At 70.4% G+C, this 20,055-nt stretch carries 31 protein-coding genes; 30 read left to right on the top strand and 1 reads right to left on the bottom strand.

Going from position 1 to position 20,055, the window contains the following annotated elements; translation table 11 throughout:
* Positions 1 to 14: 14 nt before the first annotated feature.
* From rplB to ACWEPX_RS19160, 22 genes are all read left to right on the top strand, one after another.
* Positions 15 to 848, top strand: coding sequence for a 50S ribosomal protein L2 (gene rplB / locus ACWEPX_RS19265; RefSeq protein ID WP_189209497.1), 834 nt, complete (start codon positions 15 to 17; stop codon positions 846 to 848).
* An 18-nt stretch (positions 849 to 866) separates the two neighbouring features.
* Entirely contained in the window at positions 867 to 1,148 is a 282-nt protein-coding gene (rpsS, locus tag ACWEPX_RS19260) for a 30S ribosomal protein S19 (protein ID WP_189209498.1), read from the top strand.
* A 28-nt stretch (positions 1,149 to 1,176) separates the two neighbouring features.
* Positions 1,177 to 1,593 carry a 50S ribosomal protein L22 gene (gene rplV / locus ACWEPX_RS19255; protein ID WP_451898552.1) on the top strand — a complete coding sequence of 139 codons (417 nt, stop codon included), beginning with the start codon at positions 1,177 to 1,179 and terminating at the stop codon, positions 1,591 to 1,593.
* On the top strand, positions 1,593 to 2,408 hold the full coding sequence (rpsC, locus tag ACWEPX_RS19250; protein WP_451898551.1) for a 30S ribosomal protein S3: 816 nt from the start codon (positions 1,593 to 1,595) through the stop codon (positions 2,406 to 2,408). The genes rplV and rpsC overlap by 1 nt, the downstream gene beginning before the upstream one ends.
* A gap of 3 nt (positions 2,409 to 2,411) precedes the next feature.
* Positions 2,412 to 2,831, top strand: coding sequence for a 50S ribosomal protein L16 (gene rplP, locus ACWEPX_RS19245; protein WP_451898550.1), 420 nt, complete (start codon positions 2,412 to 2,414; stop codon positions 2,829 to 2,831).
* Positions 2,831 to 3,076 carry a 50S ribosomal protein L29 gene (rpmC, locus tag ACWEPX_RS19240; RefSeq protein ID WP_451898549.1) on the top strand — a complete coding sequence of 82 codons (246 nt, stop codon included), beginning with the start codon at positions 2,831 to 2,833 and terminating at the stop codon, positions 3,074 to 3,076. Before rplP ends, rpmC begins: the two co-directional genes overlap by 1 nt.
* Positions 3,073 to 3,369, top strand: a complete 297-nt coding sequence (gene rpsQ, locus ACWEPX_RS19235; RefSeq protein ID WP_451898548.1) for a 30S ribosomal protein S17 — start codon at positions 3,073 to 3,075, stop codon at positions 3,367 to 3,369. Before rpmC ends, rpsQ begins: the two co-directional genes overlap by 4 nt.
* Before the next feature lie 64 nt (positions 3,370 to 3,433).
* On the top strand, positions 3,434 to 3,802 hold the full coding sequence (rplN, locus tag ACWEPX_RS19230; RefSeq protein WP_451898547.1) for a 50S ribosomal protein L14: 369 nt from the start codon (positions 3,434 to 3,436) through the stop codon (positions 3,800 to 3,802).
* 1 nt (position 3,803) lies between these two features.
* Positions 3,804 to 4,121, top strand: coding sequence for a 50S ribosomal protein L24 (gene rplX, locus ACWEPX_RS19225; RefSeq protein ID WP_189209504.1), 318 nt, complete (start codon positions 3,804 to 3,806; stop codon positions 4,119 to 4,121).
* Between the two features lie 2 nt (positions 4,122 to 4,123).
* Positions 4,124 to 4,687, top strand: a complete 564-nt coding sequence (gene rplE, locus ACWEPX_RS19220; RefSeq protein ID WP_451898546.1) for a 50S ribosomal protein L5 — start codon at positions 4,124 to 4,126, stop codon at positions 4,685 to 4,687.
* A 1-nt stretch (position 4,688) separates the two neighbouring features.
* Positions 4,689 to 4,874 carry a type Z 30S ribosomal protein S14 gene (locus tag ACWEPX_RS19215; RefSeq protein ID WP_189209506.1) on the top strand — a complete coding sequence of 62 codons (186 nt, stop codon included), beginning with the start codon at positions 4,689 to 4,691 and terminating at the stop codon, positions 4,872 to 4,874.
* Positions 4,875 to 4,951: 77 nt separating this feature from the next.
* Positions 4,952 to 5,350, top strand: a complete 399-nt coding sequence (gene rpsH / locus ACWEPX_RS19210; protein WP_189209507.1) for a 30S ribosomal protein S8 — start codon at positions 4,952 to 4,954, stop codon at positions 5,348 to 5,350.
* A gap of 12 nt (positions 5,351 to 5,362) precedes the next feature.
* Positions 5,363 to 5,902 carry a 50S ribosomal protein L6 gene (rplF, locus tag ACWEPX_RS19205; protein ID WP_451898545.1) on the top strand — a complete coding sequence of 180 codons (540 nt, stop codon included), beginning with the start codon at positions 5,363 to 5,365 and terminating at the stop codon, positions 5,900 to 5,902.
* Between the two features lies 1 nt (position 5,903).
* On the top strand, positions 5,904 to 6,302 hold the full coding sequence (gene rplR / locus ACWEPX_RS19200; protein WP_451898544.1) for a 50S ribosomal protein L18: 399 nt from the start codon (positions 5,904 to 5,906) through the stop codon (positions 6,300 to 6,302).
* Between the two features lie 34 nt (positions 6,303 to 6,336).
* The gene (gene rpsE / locus ACWEPX_RS19195) at positions 6,337 to 6,987 is read left to right on the top strand and encodes a 30S ribosomal protein S5 (protein ID WP_451898543.1); all 651 of its coding nucleotides are present in this window, start codon (positions 6,337 to 6,339) and stop codon (positions 6,985 to 6,987) included.
* A 1-nt stretch (position 6,988) separates the two neighbouring features.
* Positions 6,989 to 7,171: a 50S ribosomal protein L30 gene (rpmD, locus tag ACWEPX_RS19190; RefSeq protein WP_451898542.1), complete on the top strand. Its 183-nt coding sequence runs from the start codon at positions 6,989 to 6,991 to the stop codon at positions 7,169 to 7,171.
* A complete protein-coding gene (gene rplO / locus ACWEPX_RS19185; RefSeq protein WP_451898541.1) occupies positions 7,171 to 7,614 on the top strand; it encodes a 50S ribosomal protein L15 in 444 nt (147 codons plus the stop codon). Before rpmD ends, rplO begins: the two co-directional genes overlap by 1 nt.
* 474 nt (positions 7,615 to 8,088) lie before the next feature.
* Positions 8,089 to 9,402, top strand: a complete 1,314-nt coding sequence (gene secY, locus ACWEPX_RS19180; protein ID WP_451898540.1) for a preprotein translocase subunit SecY — start codon at positions 8,089 to 8,091, stop codon at positions 9,400 to 9,402.
* Complete coding sequence (locus ACWEPX_RS19175) at positions 9,399 to 9,953, top strand: adenylate kinase (RefSeq protein WP_451898539.1); 555 nt, start codon at positions 9,399 to 9,401, stop codon at positions 9,951 to 9,953. Before secY ends, ACWEPX_RS19175 begins: the two co-directional genes overlap by 4 nt.
* A 44-nt stretch (positions 9,954 to 9,997) precedes the next feature.
* Entirely contained in the window at positions 9,998 to 10,768 is a 771-nt protein-coding gene (map, locus tag ACWEPX_RS19170) for a type I methionyl aminopeptidase (protein WP_451898596.1), read from the top strand.
* Between the two features lie 109 nt (positions 10,769 to 10,877).
* Positions 10,878 to 11,456, top strand: a complete 579-nt coding sequence (locus ACWEPX_RS19165) for an ABC transporter ATP-binding protein (protein ID WP_451898538.1) — start codon at positions 10,878 to 10,880, stop codon at positions 11,454 to 11,456.
* Positions 11,457 to 11,538: 82 nt separating this feature from the next.
* Positions 11,539 to 14,001, top strand: a complete 2,463-nt coding sequence (locus ACWEPX_RS19160; RefSeq protein WP_451898537.1) for a hypothetical protein — start codon at positions 11,539 to 11,541, stop codon at positions 13,999 to 14,001.
* Here ACWEPX_RS19160 and ACWEPX_RS19155 read toward each other — a convergent pair.
* The gene (locus ACWEPX_RS19155; protein WP_451898536.1) at positions 13,998 to 14,975 is read right to left on the bottom strand and encodes an aldo/keto reductase; all 978 of its coding nucleotides are present in this window, start codon (positions 14,973 to 14,975) and stop codon (positions 13,998 to 14,000) included. The genes ACWEPX_RS19160 and ACWEPX_RS19155 overlap by 4 nt on opposite strands.
* Positions 14,976 to 15,233: 258 nt before the next feature.
* On the opposite strand from ACWEPX_RS19155, the gene infA reads away from it, so the two are divergent.
* From infA to truA, 8 genes are all read left to right on the top strand, one after another.
* Positions 15,234 to 15,455, top strand: a complete 222-nt coding sequence (gene infA, locus ACWEPX_RS19150; protein WP_005166804.1) for a translation initiation factor IF-1 — start codon at positions 15,234 to 15,236, stop codon at positions 15,453 to 15,455.
* Between the two features lie 82 nt (positions 15,456 to 15,537).
* On the top strand, positions 15,538 to 15,651 hold the full coding sequence (gene rpmJ, locus ACWEPX_RS19145; protein WP_010148647.1) for a 50S ribosomal protein L36: 114 nt from the start codon (positions 15,538 to 15,540) through the stop codon (positions 15,649 to 15,651).
* 147 nt (positions 15,652 to 15,798) lie between these two features.
* Positions 15,799 to 16,179 (top strand): 30S ribosomal protein S13, encoded by a 381-nt coding sequence (gene rpsM, locus ACWEPX_RS19140; protein ID WP_451898535.1) that lies wholly within the window; start codon positions 15,799 to 15,801, stop codon positions 16,177 to 16,179.
* Between the two features lie 194 nt (positions 16,180 to 16,373).
* Positions 16,374 to 16,781, top strand: a complete 408-nt coding sequence (gene rpsK, locus ACWEPX_RS19135; RefSeq protein WP_451898534.1) for a 30S ribosomal protein S11 — start codon at positions 16,374 to 16,376, stop codon at positions 16,779 to 16,781.
* 22 nt (positions 16,782 to 16,803) lie between these two features.
* Positions 16,804 to 17,409: a 30S ribosomal protein S4 gene (rpsD, locus tag ACWEPX_RS19130; protein WP_451898533.1), complete on the top strand. Its 606-nt coding sequence runs from the start codon at positions 16,804 to 16,806 to the stop codon at positions 17,407 to 17,409.
* An 86-nt stretch (positions 17,410 to 17,495) separates the two neighbouring features.
* Complete coding sequence (locus ACWEPX_RS19125) at positions 17,496 to 18,548, top strand: DNA-directed RNA polymerase subunit alpha (protein WP_189209518.1); 1,053 nt, start codon at positions 17,496 to 17,498, stop codon at positions 18,546 to 18,548.
* Between the two features lie 40 nt (positions 18,549 to 18,588).
* Positions 18,589 to 19,173, top strand: coding sequence for a 50S ribosomal protein L17 (gene rplQ, locus ACWEPX_RS19120; protein WP_451898532.1), 585 nt, complete (start codon positions 18,589 to 18,591; stop codon positions 19,171 to 19,173).
* 62 nt (positions 19,174 to 19,235) lie between these two features.
* Positions 19,236 to 20,012 (top strand): tRNA pseudouridine(38-40) synthase TruA, encoded by a 777-nt coding sequence (gene truA, locus ACWEPX_RS19115; RefSeq protein WP_451898531.1) that lies wholly within the window; start codon positions 19,236 to 19,238, stop codon positions 20,010 to 20,012.
* Positions 20,013 to 20,055: the final 43 nt, after the last annotated feature.

Here is a 20,055-nt window from a genome sequence, read left to right as displayed (position 1 = left end):
GGACTGAGTAGACAATGGGTATTCGCAAGTACAAGCCGACGACCCCGGGTCGTCGCGGCGCGAGCGTCTCGGACTTCGCCGAGATCACCCGCTCCACCCCGGAGAAGTCGCTGCTCCGCCCGCTGCACGGCCGCGGCGGCCGCAACGCGCACGGCAAGATCACCACCCGGCACAAGGGCGGTGGCCACAAGCGCGCGTACCGGCTGATCGACTTCCGCCGCCACGACAAGGACGGCGTGCCCGCCAAGGTCGCGCACATCGAGTACGACCCGAACCGCACGGCCCGGATCGCGCTGCTGCACTACGCCGACGGCGAGAAGCGCTACATCATCGCGCCGAGCAAGCTGCGCCAGGGCGACCCGATCGAGTCCGGCCCGCGCGCCGACATCAAGCCGGGCAACAACCTGCCGCTGCGCAACATCCCCGTCGGCACCGTGGTGCACGCCATCGAGCTGCGCCCGGGCGGCGGCGCCAAGATCGCCCGCTCGGCCGGTTCCAGCGTGCAGCTCGTCGCCAAGGACGGCCCCTACGCCCAGCTGCGGATGCCCTCGGGCGAGATCCGCAACGTGGACGTCCGCTGCCGCGCCACCGTCGGCGAGGTCGGCAACTCCGAGCACTCCAACATCAACTGGGGCAAGGCGGGCCGCATGCGGTGGAAGGGCAAGCGCCCGACCGTCCGCGGTGTCGCCATGAACCCGGTCGACCACCCGCACGGTGGTGGTGAGGGCAAGACCTCCGGTGGTCGCCACCCGGTCAACCCGGCTGGCAAGCCCGAGGGCCGCACCCGCCGCCGCAAGCCGAGCGACAAGCTGATCGTCCGCCGCCGCCGCACCGGCAAGAAGCGCTGAGCAGGGAGGTAGAAGCACATGCCACGCAGCCTGAAGAAGGGCCCGTTCGTGGACGACCACCTGCTCAAGAAGGTGGACGCGCTGAACGAGACGGGCAAGAAGACCGTCATCAAGACCTGGTCCCGCCGGTCGACGATCATCCCGGACATGCTGGGCCACACCATCGCGGTGCACGACGGCCGCAAGCACGTCCCGGTGTTCATCTCCGAGGCGATGGTGGGTCACAAGCTGGGCGAGTTCGCCCCGACCCGCACGTTCAAGGGCCACATCAAGGACGACCGCAAGTCGCGGCGCCGCTAGGCACGAGTGAAGAGCAAGGGGAACAGCGATGAACGCCCGTAACGACGCCGTGGCGACGGAAGAGCTTCCGCGCGCCGTGGCTCGGGCTCGCTACGTGCGGATGACGCCCATGAAGGTGCGCCGCGTCGTCGAGCTCATCAGGGGTCGCAGCGCCGGTGACGCCCTGGCCGTGCTGAGGTTCGCGCCGCAGGCCGCTTCCGAGCCGGTCGCCAAGGTCCTGGCCAGCGCGGTCGCCAACGCCGAGAACAACCTCGGCCTCGACCCGGACACCCTGTGGGTGTCCACCGTGTACGTGGACGAGGGCCCGACGCTGAAGCGGTTCCGGCCGCGTGCGCAGGGTCGTGCGTACCGCATCCGCAAGCGGACCAGCCACATCACCATCGAGGTCGAGTCGCGTCCGGCGGTTGCCAAGCCCGCCAAGGGCAAGAAGGGCGGTGCCCGCTAATGGGGCAGAAGATCAACCCGCACGGCTTCCGGCTGGGGATCACCACCGACTGGCGGTCCCGCTGGTACGCCGACAAGCAGTACGCGGAGTACGTCTCCGAGGACGTGAAGATCCGCCGCCTGCTGTCCAAGGGCATGGAGCGCGCGGGCATCTCGCGCGTGGAGATCGAGCGCACCCGCGACCGGGTCCGCGTCGACATCCACACCGCCCGGCCGGGCATCGTCATCGGCCGCCGCGGCGCCGAGGCCGACCGCATCCGCGGTGAGCTGGAGAAGCTGACCGGCAAGCAGGTGCAGCTGAACATCCTCGAGGTCAAGAACCCCGAGTCGGACGCCCAGCTGGTCGCCCAGGTGACCGCCGAGCAGCTGTCCAACCGCGTGTCCTTCCGGCGCGCGATGCGCAAGGCCATCCAGTCGGCCATGCGCTCGCCGCAGGTCAAGGGCATCCGCGTGCAGTGCTCGGGCCGCCTCGGCGGCGCGGAGATGTCCCGCTCGGAGCACTACCGCGAGGGCCGGGTGCCGCTGCACACGCTGCGCGCCGACATCGACTACGGCTTCTTCGAGGCCCGCACCACCTTCGGCCGCATCGGCGTCAAGGTGTGGATCTACAAGGGCGAGGTCGTCGGCGGCCGCCGCGAGGCGGACGCCCGGCAGGCGCAGGACACCCGGCGCGAGCCGCGCCGCGAGCGGCCCAGCCGCCCGCGCCGCTCCGGCTCCGCGGGCACCACGCCCACCAGCACCGAGGCGGGTCGCGCCGCCGCGTCCGACACCCCCGCGGCTCCGGCCGCCGAGGGCACTGGCAACGGGGAGGGCTGAGCAGTGCTCATCCCACGCAAGGTCAAGCACCGCAAGCAGCACCGGCCGGACCGGTCCGGCGCGGCCAAGGGCGGCACCCGCGTCGTCTTCGGCGAGTACGGGATCCAGGCCCTGGAGCCCGCCTACGTGACGAACCGGCAGATCGAGTCCGCGCGTATCGCCATCAACCGGCACATCCGCCGCGGTGGCAAGGTGTGGATCAACATCTTCCCGGACCGCCCGCTGACCAAGAAGCCCGCCGAGACCCGCATGGGCTCCGGCAAGGGCTCGCCCGAGCACTGGGTGGCCAACGTCAAGCCCGGCCGCGTGCTGTTCGAGATGACCTTCCCCAACGAGACGGTGGCGCGTGAGGCACTGCGCCGCGCGATCCACAAGCTGCCGATGAAGTGCCGCATCGTGACCCGTGAGGGTGGTGACTTCTAATGGCCGCCGGGACCACCGCGACGGACCTGCGCGAGCTGACCGACGACGAGCTGGTGCTGCGCCTGCGGGAGGCGAAGGAGGAGCTGTTCAACCTCCGCTTCCAGATGGCCACCGGCCAGCTGGACAACAACCGGCGGCTGCGCCTGGTCAAGCAGGACATCGCCCGGATCTACACCGTGATGCGCGAGCGCGAGCTCGGGCTGTCGGTGTCGCCCGACGAGACCACCGGTGAAGGTGCCGCATGAGCGAGAACGTCGAGAGCACTGAGAACGTGAACCAGCAGAAGCGCACCAGCACCCGCAAGGTCCGCGAGGGCCTGGTCGTGTCCGACAAGATGGACAAGACCATCGTCGTGGCGCTGGAGGACCGCAAGAAGCACGCGCGGTACGCGAAGGTCATGCGCTCCACCACCAAGGTGAAGGCGCACGACGAGGAGAACACCGCCGGTGTCGGCGACCGCGTGCTGCTGATGGAGACCCGGCCGCTGTCGGCCACCAAGCGGTGGCGGCTGGTCGAGGTCGTCGAGCGCGCCAAGTAGGAGCAGCTAGGCCGAGCCTGCCAGGTCGGAAATCTGGCAGGCCAGGAATGGTCAAGGAGTTGACGTGATCCAGCAGGAGTCGCGACTGCGCGTCGCCGACAACACCGGGGCGAAGGAGATCCTTTGCATCCGGGTTCTCGGCGGCTCCGGTCGGCGCTACGCGGGCATCGGCGACATCATCGTCGCCACCGTGAAGGACGCCATCCCGGGCGCGGGCGTGAAGAAGGGCGATGTCGTCAAGGCGGTCATCGTGCGCACCGCCAAGGAGCGCCGCCGCCCGGACGGCAGCTACATCCGGTTCGACGAGAACGCCGCCGTGCTCATCAAGAACGAGGGCGAGCCCCGCGGCACGCGCATCTTCGGCCCCGTGGGCCGCGAGCTGCGCGACAAGAAGTTCATGAAGATCATCTCGTTGGCGCCGGAGGTGCTCTGACATGAAGATCAAGAAGGGCGACACGGTCGTCGTGATCTCCGGCAAGGACAAGGGCGCCAAGGGCAAGGTCATCCAGGCCTACCCGGCGACCAACAAGGTCCTGGTGGAGGGCGTCAACCGCATCAAGAAGCACACCCGCGTGACGCAGAACCAGCGCGGCGCGCAGTCCGGGGGCATCGTGACCCAGGAAGCGCCGATCCACGTCAGCAACGTGATGCTGGTGGCCGACGGCAAGGCCGTGCGCGTGGGCTACAAGATCGCCGAGGACGGCCGCAAGGTCCGGATCGCCCGCGGCAAGGGCAACGGGAAGGAGATCTGATCATGACTACTGCCGAGAAGATCACCCCCCGGCTCAAGACCCGCTACCGCTCGGAGATCGCCCCGGCGATGAAGCAGGAGTTCGAGTACTCGAACCCCATGCTGGTCCCCGGCGTGGTGAAGGTCGTCGTGAACATGGGCGTCGGCGACGCCGCCCGCGACGGCAAGCTGATCGAGGGCGCGGTCCGCGACCTGGCCACCATCACCGGCCAGAAGCCCGAGGTGCGCAAGGCCCGCAAGTCCATCGCGCAGTTCAAGCTGCGCGAGGGCATGCCGATCGGCGCCCGGGTCACCCTGCGCGGCGACCGGATGTGGGAGTTCCTCGACCGGCTGCTGACCATCGCGCTGCCCCGGATCCGCGACTTCCGCGGCCTGTCGGGCAAGCAGTTCGACGGCAACGGCAACTACACCTTCGGTCTCAACGAGCAGTCGATGTTCCACGAGATCGACCCTGACTCCATCGACCGCCAGCGCGGGATGGACATCACCGTGGTCACCACGGCGAGGACCGACGAGGAGGGCCGGGCGCTGCTCAAGCACCTGGGCTTCCCCTTCAAGGAGAACTGAGATGGCCAAGAAGGCGCTGGTTCACAAGGCCGCCAAGAAGCCGAAGTTCAAGGTCCGGGCGTACACCCGCTGCAACCGGTGCGGGCGCCCGCACTCGGTGTTCCGCAAGTTCGGCCTCTGCCGGATCTGCCTGCGGGAGATGGCGCACCGGGGCGAGCTGCCCGGCGTGAGCAAGTCCAGCTGGTAGGACGCGAGTCCCCCCAGACCTCTAGATCGCCGAAGGCCCGGTCCGGGAACCACGGCGAGAAAGGTTGACAGGTCACCATGACGATGACCGACCCGATCGCAGACTTCTTGACCCGTCTGCGCAATGCCAACTCGGCATACCACGACGAGGTCGTGCTGCCGCACTCCAAGCTCAAGGCGAGCATCGCCGAGATCCTCAAGCGCGAGGGCTACATCTCCGGCTACCGCGACCAGGACGGCGAGAAGGGCAAGGACCTCGTCGTCGAGCTGAAGTACGGCCCGAACCGCGAGCGCAGCATCGCCGGTCTGCGCCGGGTGTCCAAGCCCGGTCTGCGGGTCTACGCGAAGTCGACCAACCTGCCGAAGGTGCTCGGCGGCCTGGGCGTGGCGATCATCTCCACCTCCGGCGGCCTGATGACCGACCGGCAGGCGACCAAGCAGGGTGTGGGCGGGGAAGTCCTCGCCTACGTCTGGTAAGGGGACTGACACATGTCTCGCATCGGAAGGCTTCCGATCCCCGTCCCGTCCGGCGTGGACGTGACCATCAACGGCCGCGACGTCAGCGTCAAGGGCCCCAAGGGCACCCTGGCGCTCACCGTCAGCGAGCCGATCAGCGTCGAGCGCGCCGAGGACGGCACGCTGACGGTGACCCGGCCCAACGACGAGCGGCAGAACCGCGCGCTGCACGGCCTGACCCGCTCGCTGGTCAACAACATGGTCGTCGGCGTCACCGAGGGCTACGAGAAGAAGCTCGAGATCCACGGCGTCGGCTACCGCGTGCTGGCCAAGGGCTCGGACCTGGAGTTCGCGCTCGGCTACAGCCACCCGGTCAAGGTCTCCCCGCCGGAGGGCATCACCTTCAAGGTGGAGAGCGCCACCAAGTTCTCCGTCTCGGGCATCGACAAGCAGCAGGTGGGCGAGGTCGCCGCGAACATCCGCAAGCTGCGCAAGCCCGACCCGTACAAGGGCAAGGGCGTCCGGTACGCGGGCGAGAAGATCCGCCGCAAGGTCGGAAAGACGGGTAAGTGATATGACCACAACCGCTACCAAGCGCAAGCCGGTCGGCACCGACATCTCGACCCGCCGCCGCATCGCCAAGACCCGCAGGCACTTCCGCCTCCGCAAGAAGATCAGCGGCACCGCGGAGCGCCCCCGCCTGGTCGTGACCCGCTCGTCGCGCCACATGTTCGCCCAGATCATCGACGACCTGAAGGGCCACACGCTGGTCTCGGCGTCGACGATGGAGGCCGACGTGCGCGCCGTCGACGGCGACAAGAAGGCCCGCTCGGCCAAGGTCGGCGAGCTGCTCGCCGCCCGGGCCAAGGACGCCGGGATCGCCAAGGTCGTCTTCGACCGCGGCGGCAACAAGTACACCGGCCGTATCGCCGCGCTGGCCGACTCGGCCCGCGAGGCGGGGCTGGAGTTCTGATCATGAAGTGCACTATCAAGGGAAGGAACGCCTGATGCCGGGACGTACGCGGCAGTTCGGCGGCGGCCAGGGCGGTCAGGGCGGCGAGCGTGGCGAGCGCCGGGACCGCCGGGACCGCCGCGACGGCGGCGGCCGTGGCGGGGCGGCCCAGGAGAAGACCCCGCACCTCGAGCGCGTGGTGGCCATCAACCGCGTCGCCAAGGTCGTGAAGGGCGGTCGGCGCTTCAGCTTCACCGCGCTGGTCGTCGTCGGCGACGGCGACGGCATGGTGGGCGTGGGCTACGGCAAGGCCAAGGAGGTCCCGGCCGCGATCGCCAAGGGCGTCGAGGAGGCGAAGAAGAACTTCTTCCGCGTCCCGCGCATCGGCGGCACCATCCCGCACCCGGTGCAGGGTGAGAAGGCCGCGGGCGTCGTGCTGCTGCGCCCGGCCAGCGCCGGTACCGGTGTCATCGCCGGTGGCCCGGTCCGCGCCGTGCTGGAGTGCGCGGGCGTCCACGACGTGCTGTCGAAGTCGCTGGGCTCCGACAACGCCATCAACATCGTGCACGCCACCGTGCAGGCGCTGAAGAACCTGCAGCGGCCGGAAGAGGTCGCGGCCCGCCGCGGCCTGCCGCTGGAGGACGTGGCGCCCGCGGGCATGCTCCGCGCCCGCGCGGCGGCGGCCACCGCTGGGACGGGGGTCTGATATGGCCAAGCTCAAGGTGACCCAGGTGCGCAGCACCATCGGCACCAAGCGCAACCACCGTGAGTCCCTGCGCACCCTGGGCCTGCGCAAGATCCGGCAGTCCACCGTGCGCGAGGACAGCCCCGAGGTGCGCGGCCTCATCCACACCGTCCGCCACCTCGTGACCGTCGAGGAGGTCGACTGATGGCCATCAAGCTGCACCACCTGCGCCCGGCCCCCGGCGCCAAGACCGAGAAGACCCGCGTGGGTCGCGGTGAGGGCTCCAAGGGCAAGACCGCCGGTCGAGGCACCAAGGGCACCAAGGCCCGCAAGAACGTCTCGCCCGCCTTCGAGGGCGGCCAGATGCCGATCCACATGCGGCTGCCGAAGCTCAAGGGCTTCAAGAACCGCTTCCGGGTCGAGTACCAGGTCGTCAACGTCGGCGACATCGCGGTGCGCTTCCCCGAGGGCGGGGAGGTCGACAAGGCGGCCCTGGTCGACGCAGGCATGGTCCGCAAGAACGAGCTGGTGAAGGTCCTGGGCAACGGCGACGTCAACGGCGTCAAGCTCCAGGTCACCGCCGACAAGTTCTCCGCGAGCGCGGTCGAGAAGCTCCAGTCCGCCGGTGGCAGCGCCACCACGCTCTGAGGCTCTCGCGGTTCGCTTTCCGATGGGCCCGCACCCCTGCCCGGGGTGCGGGCCCATCGGCGTTCCAGGCCGGGAGGGAATGCCGCGATGGCCCAGATAATCGTCCAGATGGGCGAATTCGGTGTGAGCCGAAATGTGGGCCCTCACCAGTCCTTTACGCGCGCCTTCCCGAGGGCCCGGCGCCACCGGGCTCGAACGGCGTATGCGCAGGTCAGCGACCCTGTGGGGTCGTGCGGCCTGCTCCGGACGCGCACGGGCGGTGATCGCTCTCACACGGTTCGCCCAATGCGGGTGTGGTCTGGTGGAGTCCTCCTGTTAGAGTCGCGGTGACGTCTTGGCGGCAGCCGTCGGCAAGACCGTCCTGCCCTGCTGTGAACCCGGCGGGCAGACCACCCTGTTCCCTGCCGGCCAACCGCGCCGGTGACCGCAGTATCGCCTGCAGCGAAGTGCAGGCGACGCCGAGGAGGTTCCTGCGTGCTCAGCGCCTTCCGCTCGGCTCTCGCGACGCCAGACTTGCGCAAGAAGATCCTCTTCACCCTGGGGATCGTCGCGGTCTATCGTGTCGGAGCCGCCCTCCCGTCGCCTGGCGTCTCGTATCCGAACGTGCAGGAATGCATCGAGCTGAGCAAGGACGACAACCAGGGCGTCTTCCAGCTGCTCAACCTGTTCAGCGGCGGTGCGCTGCTGCAGCTGTCGGTGTTCGCGCTGGGCATCATGCCCTACATCACCGCGAGCATCATCATCCAGCTGCTGACGGTGGTCATCCCGCGCTTCGAGCAGTTGAAGAAGGAAGGCCAGGCGGGCCAGGGCAAGCTGACCCAGTACACCCGCTACCTGACGATCGCCCTCGCGGTGCTGCAGTCCACCGGCATCGTGGCGATGGCCGACCGCGGCGGCCTGCTGGGCAACTGCCCGAACCCGATCATCCCGAACAGCAACATCTTCACCCTGACGGTCATCGTCATCACGATGACGGCAGGCACCGCGGTGATCATGTGGCTGGGCGAGCTGGTGACCGAGCGGGGCATCGGCAACGGCATGTCCCTGCTGATCTTCGTCAACATCGCCGCCCGCATCCCGATCGAGGGCAAGGCGATCTACGACAACCCCGACGGCGGCCCGCTGGTCTTCACCATCGTCTGCGCCTTCGGCCTGCTCATCATCGCCTCGGTCGTGTTCATCGAGCAGGGCCAGCGCCGCATCCCGGTGCAGTACGCCAAGCGCATGATCGGCCGCCGGATGTACGGCGGGACCTCGACCTACCTGCCGCTGAAGGTCAACCAGGCGGGCGTCATCCCGATCATCTTCGCCTCGTCGCTGCTGTACCTGCCGGACCTGATCGTCAACCTGATCGGCACCGACGACTCCTGGTTCCAGCGCTTCGTGCAGACCTACCTGACCGACCAGTCCAGCTGGGTGCACATCTCGGTCTACTTCGCGCTGATCATCTTCTTCACGTACTTCTACATCACCATCACGTTCAACGTGACCGAGCGCGCTGACGAGATGAAGAAGTACGGCGGGTTCATCCCGGGCATCCGCCCCGGCCGCCCGACGGCCGAGTACCTGAACTTCGTGTTGAGCCGCATCACGTTGCCGGGCTCCATCTACCTTGGCATCGTGGCGGTGTTGCCGAACTTCTTCCTGGACCTGACCGGTGAGGGCCAGAACCAGAACTTCCCGTTCGGCGGCACCGCGGTGCTGATCATGGTCGGCGTCGGTCTGGACACCGTGAAGCAGATCGAGAGCCAGCTCATGCAGCGCAACTACGAAGGGTTCCTCAAGTGACGCGAGTTGTTCTCGTCGGTCCGCCCGGAGCGGGCAAGGGCACCCAGGCCGCTGCGCTGAGCCAGGAGCTCGGCGTGCCGCACATCTCCACGGGTGACCTGTTCCGGGCGCACATCGCGGACAACACCGAGCTGGGCCAGGACGTCAAGCGCTACCTCGACGCAGGCCAGCTGGTGCCGGACGCGGTGACCAACGAGATGGTCCGCGAGCGCCTGGCCCAGCCGGACGCCGAGCACGGTTTCCTGCTCGACGGCTTCCCCCGCAACGTCGGCCAGGCCGAGGTGCTCGGCAAGCTGCTGGCCGACGCGGACACCCGGCTGGACGCGGTCGTGGAGTTCCGGGTCGACGAGGACGTCGTGGTGCGGCGGCTGCTCGCCCGCGGCCGGGCGGACGACACCGAGGAGGTCATCCGCCACCGCCAGCAGGTCTACCGGGACGAGACCGCCCCGCTGCTGGAGTACTACGCCAACGTGCTGATCACCGTGGACGCGGTGGGCGAGGTCGAGGAGATCACCGGCCGCGTCCTGGCCGCCCTGCGCTCCCGGACGTGAGCGGTGGCGGGCTGTTCAGCGGCTTGGCGAAGTGGCGCGGCCGGATGATCGAGATCAAGTCGCCTGCCGAGCTGCAGGCGATGCGGGCGGCGGGTCTGGTGGTCAACCGGACCCTCACCGCGCTGGCCGCCGCCGCCAAGCCCGGCGTCAGCACCCAGGAGCTCGACGAGCTGGCCGAGCAGACCATCCGCGACGCCGGGGCCATCCCCAGCTTCAAGGGCTACCACGGCTTCCCGGCCAGCATCTGCGCCTCGGTCAACGACCAGATCGTGCACGGCATCCCCAGCCGCACCCAGGTCCTGGCCGAGGGCGACCTCATCTCCATCGACTGCGGAGCCATCCTCGACGGCTGGCACGGCGACTCGGCGGTCACCCTGTTCATCGGCGACCCGTCGCCCGAGGACGAGCAGCTCTCCGCGGCGACCAGGGACGCCATGCTGGCGGGCATCGCCGCGGTCGCCCCCGGCGCCCGGCTGACCGACATCTCCCACGCCATCGAGCAGTCGGCCATCGCCTCCGGCGAGGCCCACGGGCGCACCTACGGCATCGTCCGCGAGTACGGCGGCCACGGCATCGGCAGCGCCATGCACATGGACCCGTTCCTGCCCAACCACGGCAAACCCGGCAAGGGCCCCCGCCTGCGCACCGGCATGGCCATCGCCATCGAGCCCATGCTGACCCTGGGCACCGAGGAGACCGTCGAGCTGGAGGACGGCTGGACCGTCATCACCGCCGACGGCTCCCGAGCCGCCCACTGGGAGCACTCCGTCGCCATCACCGACGACGGCCCCTGGGTCCTCACCGCCGCCGAGTGACCCGACTTCCTTGATCAACTTGCGGTCCGCCGCTACCGTGCGGGTCGTCACTGATCGCGCGCTGGGGGGCCGGTGACCCGCCTCCGCTAGCGGTGGAGGTGCTGGCTAGGTGATCTGCGTGCGGGCGGCGGTCAAGCGCTACCAGGTCGGGGTCGAGACCGTCACCGCGGTCGACGGGGTGGACCTCGACGTGCAGGAGGGCGCGTTCGCCTGCCTCTACGGCGCGAGCGGGTCGGGCAAGTCCACCCTGCTCAACCTGGTCGCCGGTCTGGACACCCCCGATTCCGGCCAGGTCACCGTCGCGGGCCTGGACGTGGCCCACGCCGCCGAGCGCCACCGCGCCCAGATCCGGCTGACGACCGTCGGCGTCGTGTTCCAAGACCACAACCTCGTCGCCGAGTTCACCGCGGGGGAGAACGTCTACCTGTCGCTGCTGGCCCGCGGGATGGCGAAGACCGCGGCGGTCGCGGCGGCGGAGGAGGCCCTCGCCCGCGTCGGCATCGCCGAGCTGTTCGGGCGCAGGCCCCTGGAGATGTCCGGCGGGCAGCGCCAGCGGGTGGGATCGCCCGCGCGCTCGTCGGGGGCAGGCGGGTGCTCCTCGCGGATGAGCCGACCGGCGCCCTCGATTCCGCGAACTCGAAAGCGCTGTTCGAGACGATCTCGCGGCTGTGCGCCGATCTGGGCGTGACGGCGCTCGTGGCGACCCACGATCCCCTCGCCGCGGACTACGCGGACGACGTGCACACGATCGTCGACGGGCGGATCGGCGCGTGACCCTGCGCTACGTCGCCACCCTGCTGCGGCTGGCGCTGCGCAGCAGGCGGCAGCTGGCCAGCGCGGCCGCGGTGCTGGTCGCCTTGGCGTTGACGACCTGCACCTTCGTCGTCGTCAACGCCATCGCCCTCTCCGGGGACCAACTGGCCGATCGGAATCTCGGCGTCCACGACCAGGCGTTGACCGTCGGCGTCCCGTTCGGCGACGACCTCGCCGACGAGCACGTGGCCGATCTGGTCCACGCGGTGCGCCGCGCGGGTGGGCAGGACCCGTGGCCGAGCATCCGGAGCTTCAGCGTGGTGCCCGACGACCTCGCCGCCCAGCACAGCGCCGGGCGGACGAAGACGGTTTCCTATGTCGAAGGGGATGCGGTCGAGGCGCGCTTTCCCGGGAGCTACCCACTTGAGGCCGGTCGATGGCCTGCGGAGCCGGGTGAGGTGGTCCTCTCGACCGCGCTGGCGGGCGAGATCGGTCGGCCTGCCAGCGTTCCCGTGTTCGCCGGACACGTGGAGCTGCGGGTCGTCGGTTCGGTGACGCCGGTGTTCGGTGAGGAGTCGTGGTGGATCATCGCGGCGCCCGGGACCTGGCGGACGTTTCCCGCGGAGTTGATCGCGCCCGGCTTCGCGCAGGCGGCAGGCCAGGCGCGGGTGTTCTGGTCCGGCGACGCCGACCCCGGTGCCGTGGCCGCCGCCCTGGCCGCGGTGGGCGCGTCGGAGGACGTCGCCGAGAGCATCCTGACCTCGCACGAGTCCCGGGTCCAGTTCTCCGCCCAAGCGCCGCTCACCGAGCGCCTGCCGCTGCTGCACACCTACCCGGCCATCCTCCTGGCGGCACTGGCATCGCTGTTCGTCGTCAGCATCAACGGGTCGCGGCAGGCGGGGATCCTCGCGCGGCTCTCCGGGGTCGGCCTGGCGCGGGGGACCGTGCGGGCGGCGCTGGTCGGGGCGTTGGCGCTGGTGGCCGCGGCGGCAGTGGGCCTGGGCCCGCTGGCGGGGCTGGTGCTGGGCCTGATCGGCAGGCTGGCGGTGGTCCCCGCCCTGTCGGACCACCCGCTGTCGCCGATGCCCTCCCCGGTGCCGAGCAGCCTGCTCGCCGGGGTGGTCGCGGTGGCGGTGTGCGTCGCGGGCGCCTGGCTGCGCCTGCGCGACGCCCGGGGCTGGGGCGCGCGGGTGCGGCGGGTCGCCGCGGCGGTGCCGTGGGCCTGGCTGCGCCGGGTGCTGGCCGCCCTGCTCGTCGCCCGGGGGTGCTTCGCCGCGTCCGGCGTCCCCACCCTGGACCGGATGAGCGCGGCGGCCATCCAGTTCCTCGCGGGGCTCCTGCTGCTCACCCCGGACCTGCTCGCCCTGGCGACCCGGCTGTTGTCGACGGCCAAGAGCACCACGCTGACCGCCAGGCGGCTGATCGAGGGCGACCGCGCCCGCCACGCGCTGGCGGCCACCGCGCTGGCCTGCTGCATCGCCGTGCCGACGGCCGTGGCCACCCTGCAGGCCACCCAGCAGCGGACGGACGAGTCGCGCAACCACGCCCGGGTCGCGCCGGGGCAGATCTGGGTGAGCTCCGGCAACAGCTCCCCCGAGACCGCGGCCCGGGTCGCCGAGTTGGTCGGCGCCGCGGCGGGGGTCGGGGCGCCCGCGGTCCTCGGCGGCGTGGACGGCCGGTTCAGCACGCCGCGCAAGGGCGGCGGCTCGTTCGGGATCCTCGTCCTCGCCTCGGTGGACGATCTCAAGGTGTTCACCGACCATCCGACGGCGGAGGCGGCCGAGGTGCTGCGGAACGGCGGGGTGGTCGACTGGACGGACGCGGGGGTCCAGCAGAGCATCGGCAACCACGTCGCGGGGCAGTGGACCAGCACCCCGCAGTTGCCGACGACCTCGCTGCAAGTCGACCCGGCCTACCAGGCCGCCTTCGCGGGCGTGATCCTCCAGTCCACCGCCGAGCGGCTCGGCCTGCGGACCGACCCGGCCCGGCAGTACGTCTTCGACGGCCTGGACGACGCGGCGATCCAGCGCGCCGTCGACCGGGTGGCGGCCGAGGGGATCAACCCGAAGTACGTCGAGCACCACGTCGTCCCGCTGCCCACCGAGCTGCCCGGCGAGTGGTACCTCGGGACCGCGGGGCTGGCGCTCACCGGCTTCGGCCTGCTCTGGGCCGTGCAGCGCGGCCAGGCCCGGCTCCTGCGCGACTACGCGGCCCGCTTCCTGGCGATCGGGCTGCCGCGGCGCTGGTCGTTGCGGGTCCTGCTCACCCAGGCGCTGCACGCGCTGGTGGTGGCGCTGCTCGTCGCGGTCCCCGGCGGGGCGATCCCGCTCCTCCTCATCACCGTCAACGCGCCGGTCGGGCTCGTGCTGGACATCCCGACCGGGTTCATCCTGGCCACGGTCGCCCTCAGCGCCGCCGCTGCCGTCGCGGCGGCCGGGCTGTCGCTGCGCGCGCTGCGGCCGGCCCAGGTCGAGGGCTAGCTGTAGCCCGCGATGGGGTGGGGGACGTACGGCGCGGCCAGGCGGTCGAGTTCGTCCTGGGTGAGGGTGACGTCCAAGGCCGCTACCGCGTCGGTGAGGTGGTGGGGTTTGGTCGCGCCGATGATGGGGGCGGTGACGCCCGGCTGGTGCAGGAGCCAGGCGAGGGCGATCTGGGCCCGGGGCAGGCCGCGTTCGGCGGCGATGTCGGCGACGACCTGGGCGACCTCGCGGTCGGCCTGGTCGGTGGCGGCGTAGAGCCCGGCCTGGATGGGGTCGCCGTCGGTGCGGGGGGAGGTCTCGTCCCAGTCGCGGGTGAGCTTGCCCCTGGCCAGGGGGCTCCACGGGGTCACGCCGATGCCCTCGGCGCGGCAGTACGGCAGCATCTCCCGCTCTTCCTCGCGGTTGATGAGGTTGTAGTGGTTCTGCATGCTGACGAACCGCGTCCACCCGTGCAGGTCGGCGGTGTACTGCGCGGTGACGAACTGCCAGGTGTGCATCGACGAGGCGCCGAGGTAGCGGACCTTGCCCGCCCGCACGACGTCGTGCAGGGCCTGCATCGTCTCCTCGATCGGGGTCTCGTAGTCCCACCGGTGGACGATGTAGAGGTCGACGTAGTCCGTGCCGAGCCGGGCCAGCGAGCGGTCCAGCTCGCGCAGGATCGCCTTGCGGGACAGGCCGCCGGTCAGCGGGTCACCCATCGGGAAGTACACCTTCGTGGCGAGCACCACCTCGTCGCGCACGCCCAGCCTGCGGATGGCCGAGCCGACGATCTCCTCGCTCGACCCCAGCGAGTACATGTTCGCCGTGTCCAGGAAGTTGATGCCCAGGTCCAGCGCCTGGGTGAGGAAGGGCAGCGCCTCGGCCTCCGGCAGCGTCCACGGGTGGGTCCCGCGCCCCGGCTCGCCGTAGCTCATGCAGCCGAGCGCGATCCGCGACACCTTCAGCCCCGACGATCCCAGCCGTGCGTACTGCACGTGACCTCCCCGGTGCGACCCAGACTGCCAGGTGATGACCCTACTGGGTGAACGGCGGACCGCTCCGACACGCTTGCGACGCGGCCGGCCGTGGGGTATTGGACCCGATTTGGGTGACGCTGCGCGGGTGCGTACACTGGGCAGGTGGCGCTGTGCAAGCGCCGTCTCTGTCGTGCGTGTCGTCCGGGACAAGGGTAGCTGTTGCCCTGGCGCGCGGCTCGGCAGTGTCACCCGACACCGTCACGAAACGCGGAGGACATGGGCAAGAAGGACGGGGCCATCGAGGTCGAAGGCCGCGTGGTCGAGCCACTCCCCAACGCGATGTTCCGCGTCGAGTTGGAGAACGGCCACAAGGTGCTGGCACACATCAGCGGCAAGATGCGGCAGCACTACATCCGCATCCTGCCCGAGGACCGGGTCGTCGTAGAGCTCTCGCCCTACGACCTGTCCCGCGGCCGCATCGTCTACCGCTACAAGTGACCCCCGGTCCGCCGCGGACCGGGCCACTACTGCTGCCCCCGCCCTGGCGGGGGCACGCGGCCGAAGCAGGAGAAACAAGGACGTGAAGGTCCAGCCGAGCGTCAAGAAGATCTGCGACAAGTGCAAGGTGATCCGCCGTCACGGGCGGGTCATGGTGATCTGCGAGAACCTGCGCCACAAGCAGCGCCAGGGCTGATCACGCCGCACCCGAGGACCTCCCTCGACCTGCCGGGTCACACGGACCCGGTTCACGCCCGGTCTCCAGGCCGGGTCCCCGACCTTGAGTCGGCCGGGGGTGGCGGGGGAGCAGACCTGGAGATACCGACAGGAGACAGAAGCCGCCATGGCACGACTCGTTGGCGTCGACCTCCCCCGCGACAAGCGGATGGAGATCGCGCTCACCTACATCTTCGGCATCGGCCGCACGCGCTCCAAGGAGCTGCTTGCCGCCACCGAGATCTCGCCCGACCTGCGCGTGAAGGATCTCTCCGACGAGGAGCTGACCCGCCTGCGCGACTACATCGAGAACAACTACAAGGTCGAGGGTGACCTCCGCCGCGAGGTGCAGGCCGACATCCGACGCAAGATCGAGATCGGCTGCTACGAGGGCCTGCGCTGGCGTCGCGGGCTGCCGGTCCGCGGTCAGCGGACCAAGACCAACGCCCGCACCCGCAAGGGCCCGAAGAAGACGGTCGCCGGCAAGAAGAAGGCCGGCAAGAAGTGAGCACGGGCCGCCAGACCGTGGTCGTCGCCCCGCAGCGGCGACGCAACCGGGCCTTCATGGCTCTTGCCGTCGCGCCCCGGAGCAGCCGCCCGGCTGCCCTGCGCGAGCTGTACACGGACGCCGGGACAGTCATCCGGCACGCGGCCCCCACCGTCACCACCTCGAAGCGTTCCAAGTAGGAGAACACCCAAGACATGCCCCCCAAGTCGCGCACCGGCGCCGGAGTCAAGAAGGTCCGGCGCAAGGAAAAGAAGAACGTCTCGCACGGGCACGCCCACATCAAGAGCACGTTCAACAACACGATCGTCTCCATCACCGACCCGACCGGCGCCGTGATCTCGTGGGCGTCCTCCGGGCACGTCGGCTTCAAGGGCTCGCGCAAGTCGACCCCGTTCGCCGCGCAGATGGCCGCCGAGAACGCCGCCCGCAAGGCGGCCGAGCACGGCATGAAGAAGGTCGACGTCTTCGTCAAGGGCCCCGGCTCCGGCCGGGAGACCGCGATCCGGTCGCTGCAGGCGGCGGGCCTCGAGGTCGGCACGATCCAGGATGTGACCCCGCAGCCCCACAACGGCTGCCGCCCGCCCAAGCGGCGCCGGGTCTGAGGAACGGGGAGGAGTAGAAACCATGGCACGCTACACCGGCCCCGCCACGCGCATCTCGCGTCGCCTCAAGGTCGACCTCGTCGGCGGCGACCAGGCCTTCGAGCGCCGCCCCTACCCGCCCGGCCAGCACGGCCGCGGCCGGGTCAAGGAGAGCGAGTACCTGCTGCAGCTGCAGGAGAAGCAGAAGGCGCGCTACACCTACGGCGTCCTGGAGCGGCAGTTCCGCCGCTACTACGAGGAGGCCGTGCGCCGCCAGGGCAAGACCGGCGAGGTCCTGCTCCAGCTGCTGGAGTCCCGCCTGGACAACGTGGTCTACCGCGCAGGCCTGGCCCGCACCCGCCGCCAGGCGCGGCAGCTGGTCAGCCACGGGCACTTCCTGGTCAACGGCAAGAAGGTCAACATCCCCAGCTTCCAGGTGTCGAAGTTCGACATCATCGACGTGAAGCCGAAGTCGCTGCCCACGCTGCCGTTCGTGATCGCCAAGGAGTCCGTCGGCGACCGGCCGATCCCGGGCTGGCTGCAGCTGGTCCCGTCGACCCTGCGCATCCTCGTGCACCAGCTGCCCGAGCGCGCCCAGATCGACGTGCCGGTCCAGGAGCAGCTCATCGTCGAGTTCTACTCGAAGTAGCCGTCATGGGCGGCGGCCGACCCGGCCGCCGCCCGGCTTTCGACTGGCGTCATATAGCGGGCGCCTTCGGAAAGGAAATCCCAGAAGTGCTCATCTCACAGCGTCCCACCCTGACCGAGGAGCCGGTCAACGAGACCCGCTCCCGCTTCGTCATCGAGCCGCTTGAGCCCGGCTTCGGCTACACGCTCGGCAACTCGCTGCGGCGCACGCTGCTGTCCTCGATCCCCGGCGCGTCCGTGACCAGCATCCGCATCGACGGCGTGCTGCACGAGTTCACGACCGTGCCGGGCGTCAAGGAGGACGTCACCGACATCATCCTCAACCTCAAGGAGCTGGTGATCTCCTCGGAGGAGGACGAGCCGGTGACGATGTACCTGCGCAAGCAGGGCCCCGGTGAGGTCACCGCGGGCGACATCGTGCCGCCCGCGGGCGTCACGGTGCACAACCCGGATCTGCACATCGCCACGCTCAACGGCAAGGGCAAGCTGGAGATCGAGCTCGTCGTCGAGCGCGGTCGCGGCTACGTCCCGGCGATGCAGAACAAGCAGGCGGGCGCCGAGATCGGCCGCATCCCGGTCGACTCGATCTACTCGCCGGTGCTCAAGGTGACCTACAAGGTCGAGGCCACCCGCGTCGAGCAGCGCACCGACTTCGACAAGCTGGTGCTCGACGTGGAGACCAAGCCGTCGATCACGCCGCGCGACGCCGTCGCGTCGGCGGGCAAGACGCTGGTGGAGCTCTTCGGCCTGGCCCGCGAGCTGAACGTCGACGCCGAGGGCATCGAGATCGGCCCCTCGCCGCAGGAGGCGGACACCATCGCCGCCTACGCGATGCCGATCGAGGACCTCGACCTCACCGTGCGCTCGTACAACTGCCTCAAGCGCGAGGGCATCCACACCGTGGGCGAGCTGGTCTCGCGCAGCGAGGCGGACCTGCTGGACATCCGCAACTTCGGCGCGAAGTCCATCGACGAGGTCAAGATGAAGCTGGTCGGCCTCGGCCTCGCGCTCAAGGACAGCCCGCCCGGGTTCGACCCGTCGGCGGCGGCCACCGACTACTCCGCGGACGCGGGCTGGTCGACCGGCGCGGACACGGGCAACGACGACGGCCAGGACTACGCGGAGACCGAGCAGCTCTAGGTCCTCGCGGGCCTCGCTGATCTTAATCAAGGAGCATCCAATGCCCACCCCAACCAAGGGCGCCCGGCTGGGCGCGGGCCCGGCCCACGAGCGGCTGCTGCTGGCCAACCTGGCCACCTCGCTGTTCCAGAACGGCCGCATCACCACCACCGAGGCCAAGGCCAAGCGCCTGCGGCCGTACGCGGAGCGGCTGATCACCAAGGCCAAGCGCGGCGACCTGCACAACCGCCGCGAGATCATGAAGGTCATCCGGGACAAGGACGTCGTCCAGCGCCTGATGACCGAGATCGGCCCGTTCTTCAGCGACCGCAACGGCGGCTACCTGCGCATCGTCAAGACGATGCCGCGCCGGGGCGACAACGCCGCGATGGCCGTCATCGAGCTCATCCAGGAGAAGACGGTCACCGCGGAGGCCGAGGCCGCCCGCAAGACCAAGTTCGCCGCGGACGAGAAGAAGGCCGACGCCGCCAAGGCCGAGGAGACCCCGGCCGAGGACGCGGAGACCACCGCGGCCGCCGACGTGGCGGACCAGGACGCCGAGGCGCCCGAGTCGGCCACCAAGGACGCCGCCGAGGAGCCCGCGGAGGGCGCCGACGACGCCGCGGACAAGGACAAGACGTCCTGACCGAGCACGTCCAGGGCGAGCCCGTCACCCCAGCCGGGGGTGGCGGGCTCGCCCGCTTCCGCATGGACATCGCCTACGACGGGGCGGGCTTCTCCGGCTGGGCCCGCCAGCCGTCGCGGCGCACCGTGTGCGGGGTGCTGGAGGAGGCGCTGGAGCGGGTGCTGCGCCGCCCGGTGCGGCTGACCGTGGCGGGCCGCACGGACGCGGGCGTGCACGCCAGCGGCCAGGTGGCGCACGCCGACCTGCCCGCCGGCACCGACCCCGGGCACCTGGTGTTCCGCCTGTCCCGGGCGCTGCCCGCCGACGTGCGCGTGCTGGCCGCCCGGGTGGTCCCGCCCGCCTTCGACGCCCGCTTCGGCGCGCTGCGCAGGCACTACGCCTACCGGATCACCGACACCCCGTGGCAGGCGGACCCGCTGCGGCGCGGCTTCGTGGTGGCCTGGCCGCGGCCGCTGTCCCTGGACGCGCTGAACGCGGCCTCGGCGCTGCTGCTGGGCGAGCACGACTTCGTCGCCTTCTGCAAGCGCCGCGAGGGCGCGACGACCATCCGCGAGCTCCAGCGCCTGGAGTGGGTGCGCGAGGGGGACGAGCTGGTCGCGCTGGTCTCCGCGGACGCCTTCTGCCACTCGATGGTCCGCAGCCTCATGGGCGCGCTGCTGGCCGTCGGCGAGGGCCGCAAGCCCGCCGACTGGCCCGCGTCGATGCTGACCGCGACGAGCCGCCCCTCGGAGATCACCGTCGCCCCGGCCCACGGCCTGGCGCTCATCGGCGTGGACTACCCGCCGGACGACGAGCTGGCCGCCCGCGCCGACCTCACCCGCAACGTGCGCACCCGCTGACGCGCGCAGGCCCGCCGAGTCCGGGGGAACTCGGCGGGCCCCG

Source organism: Actinokineospora sp. NPDC004072 (assembly GCF_053604195.1).
This window is presented reverse-complemented; position numbering and strand designations above follow the sequence as displayed.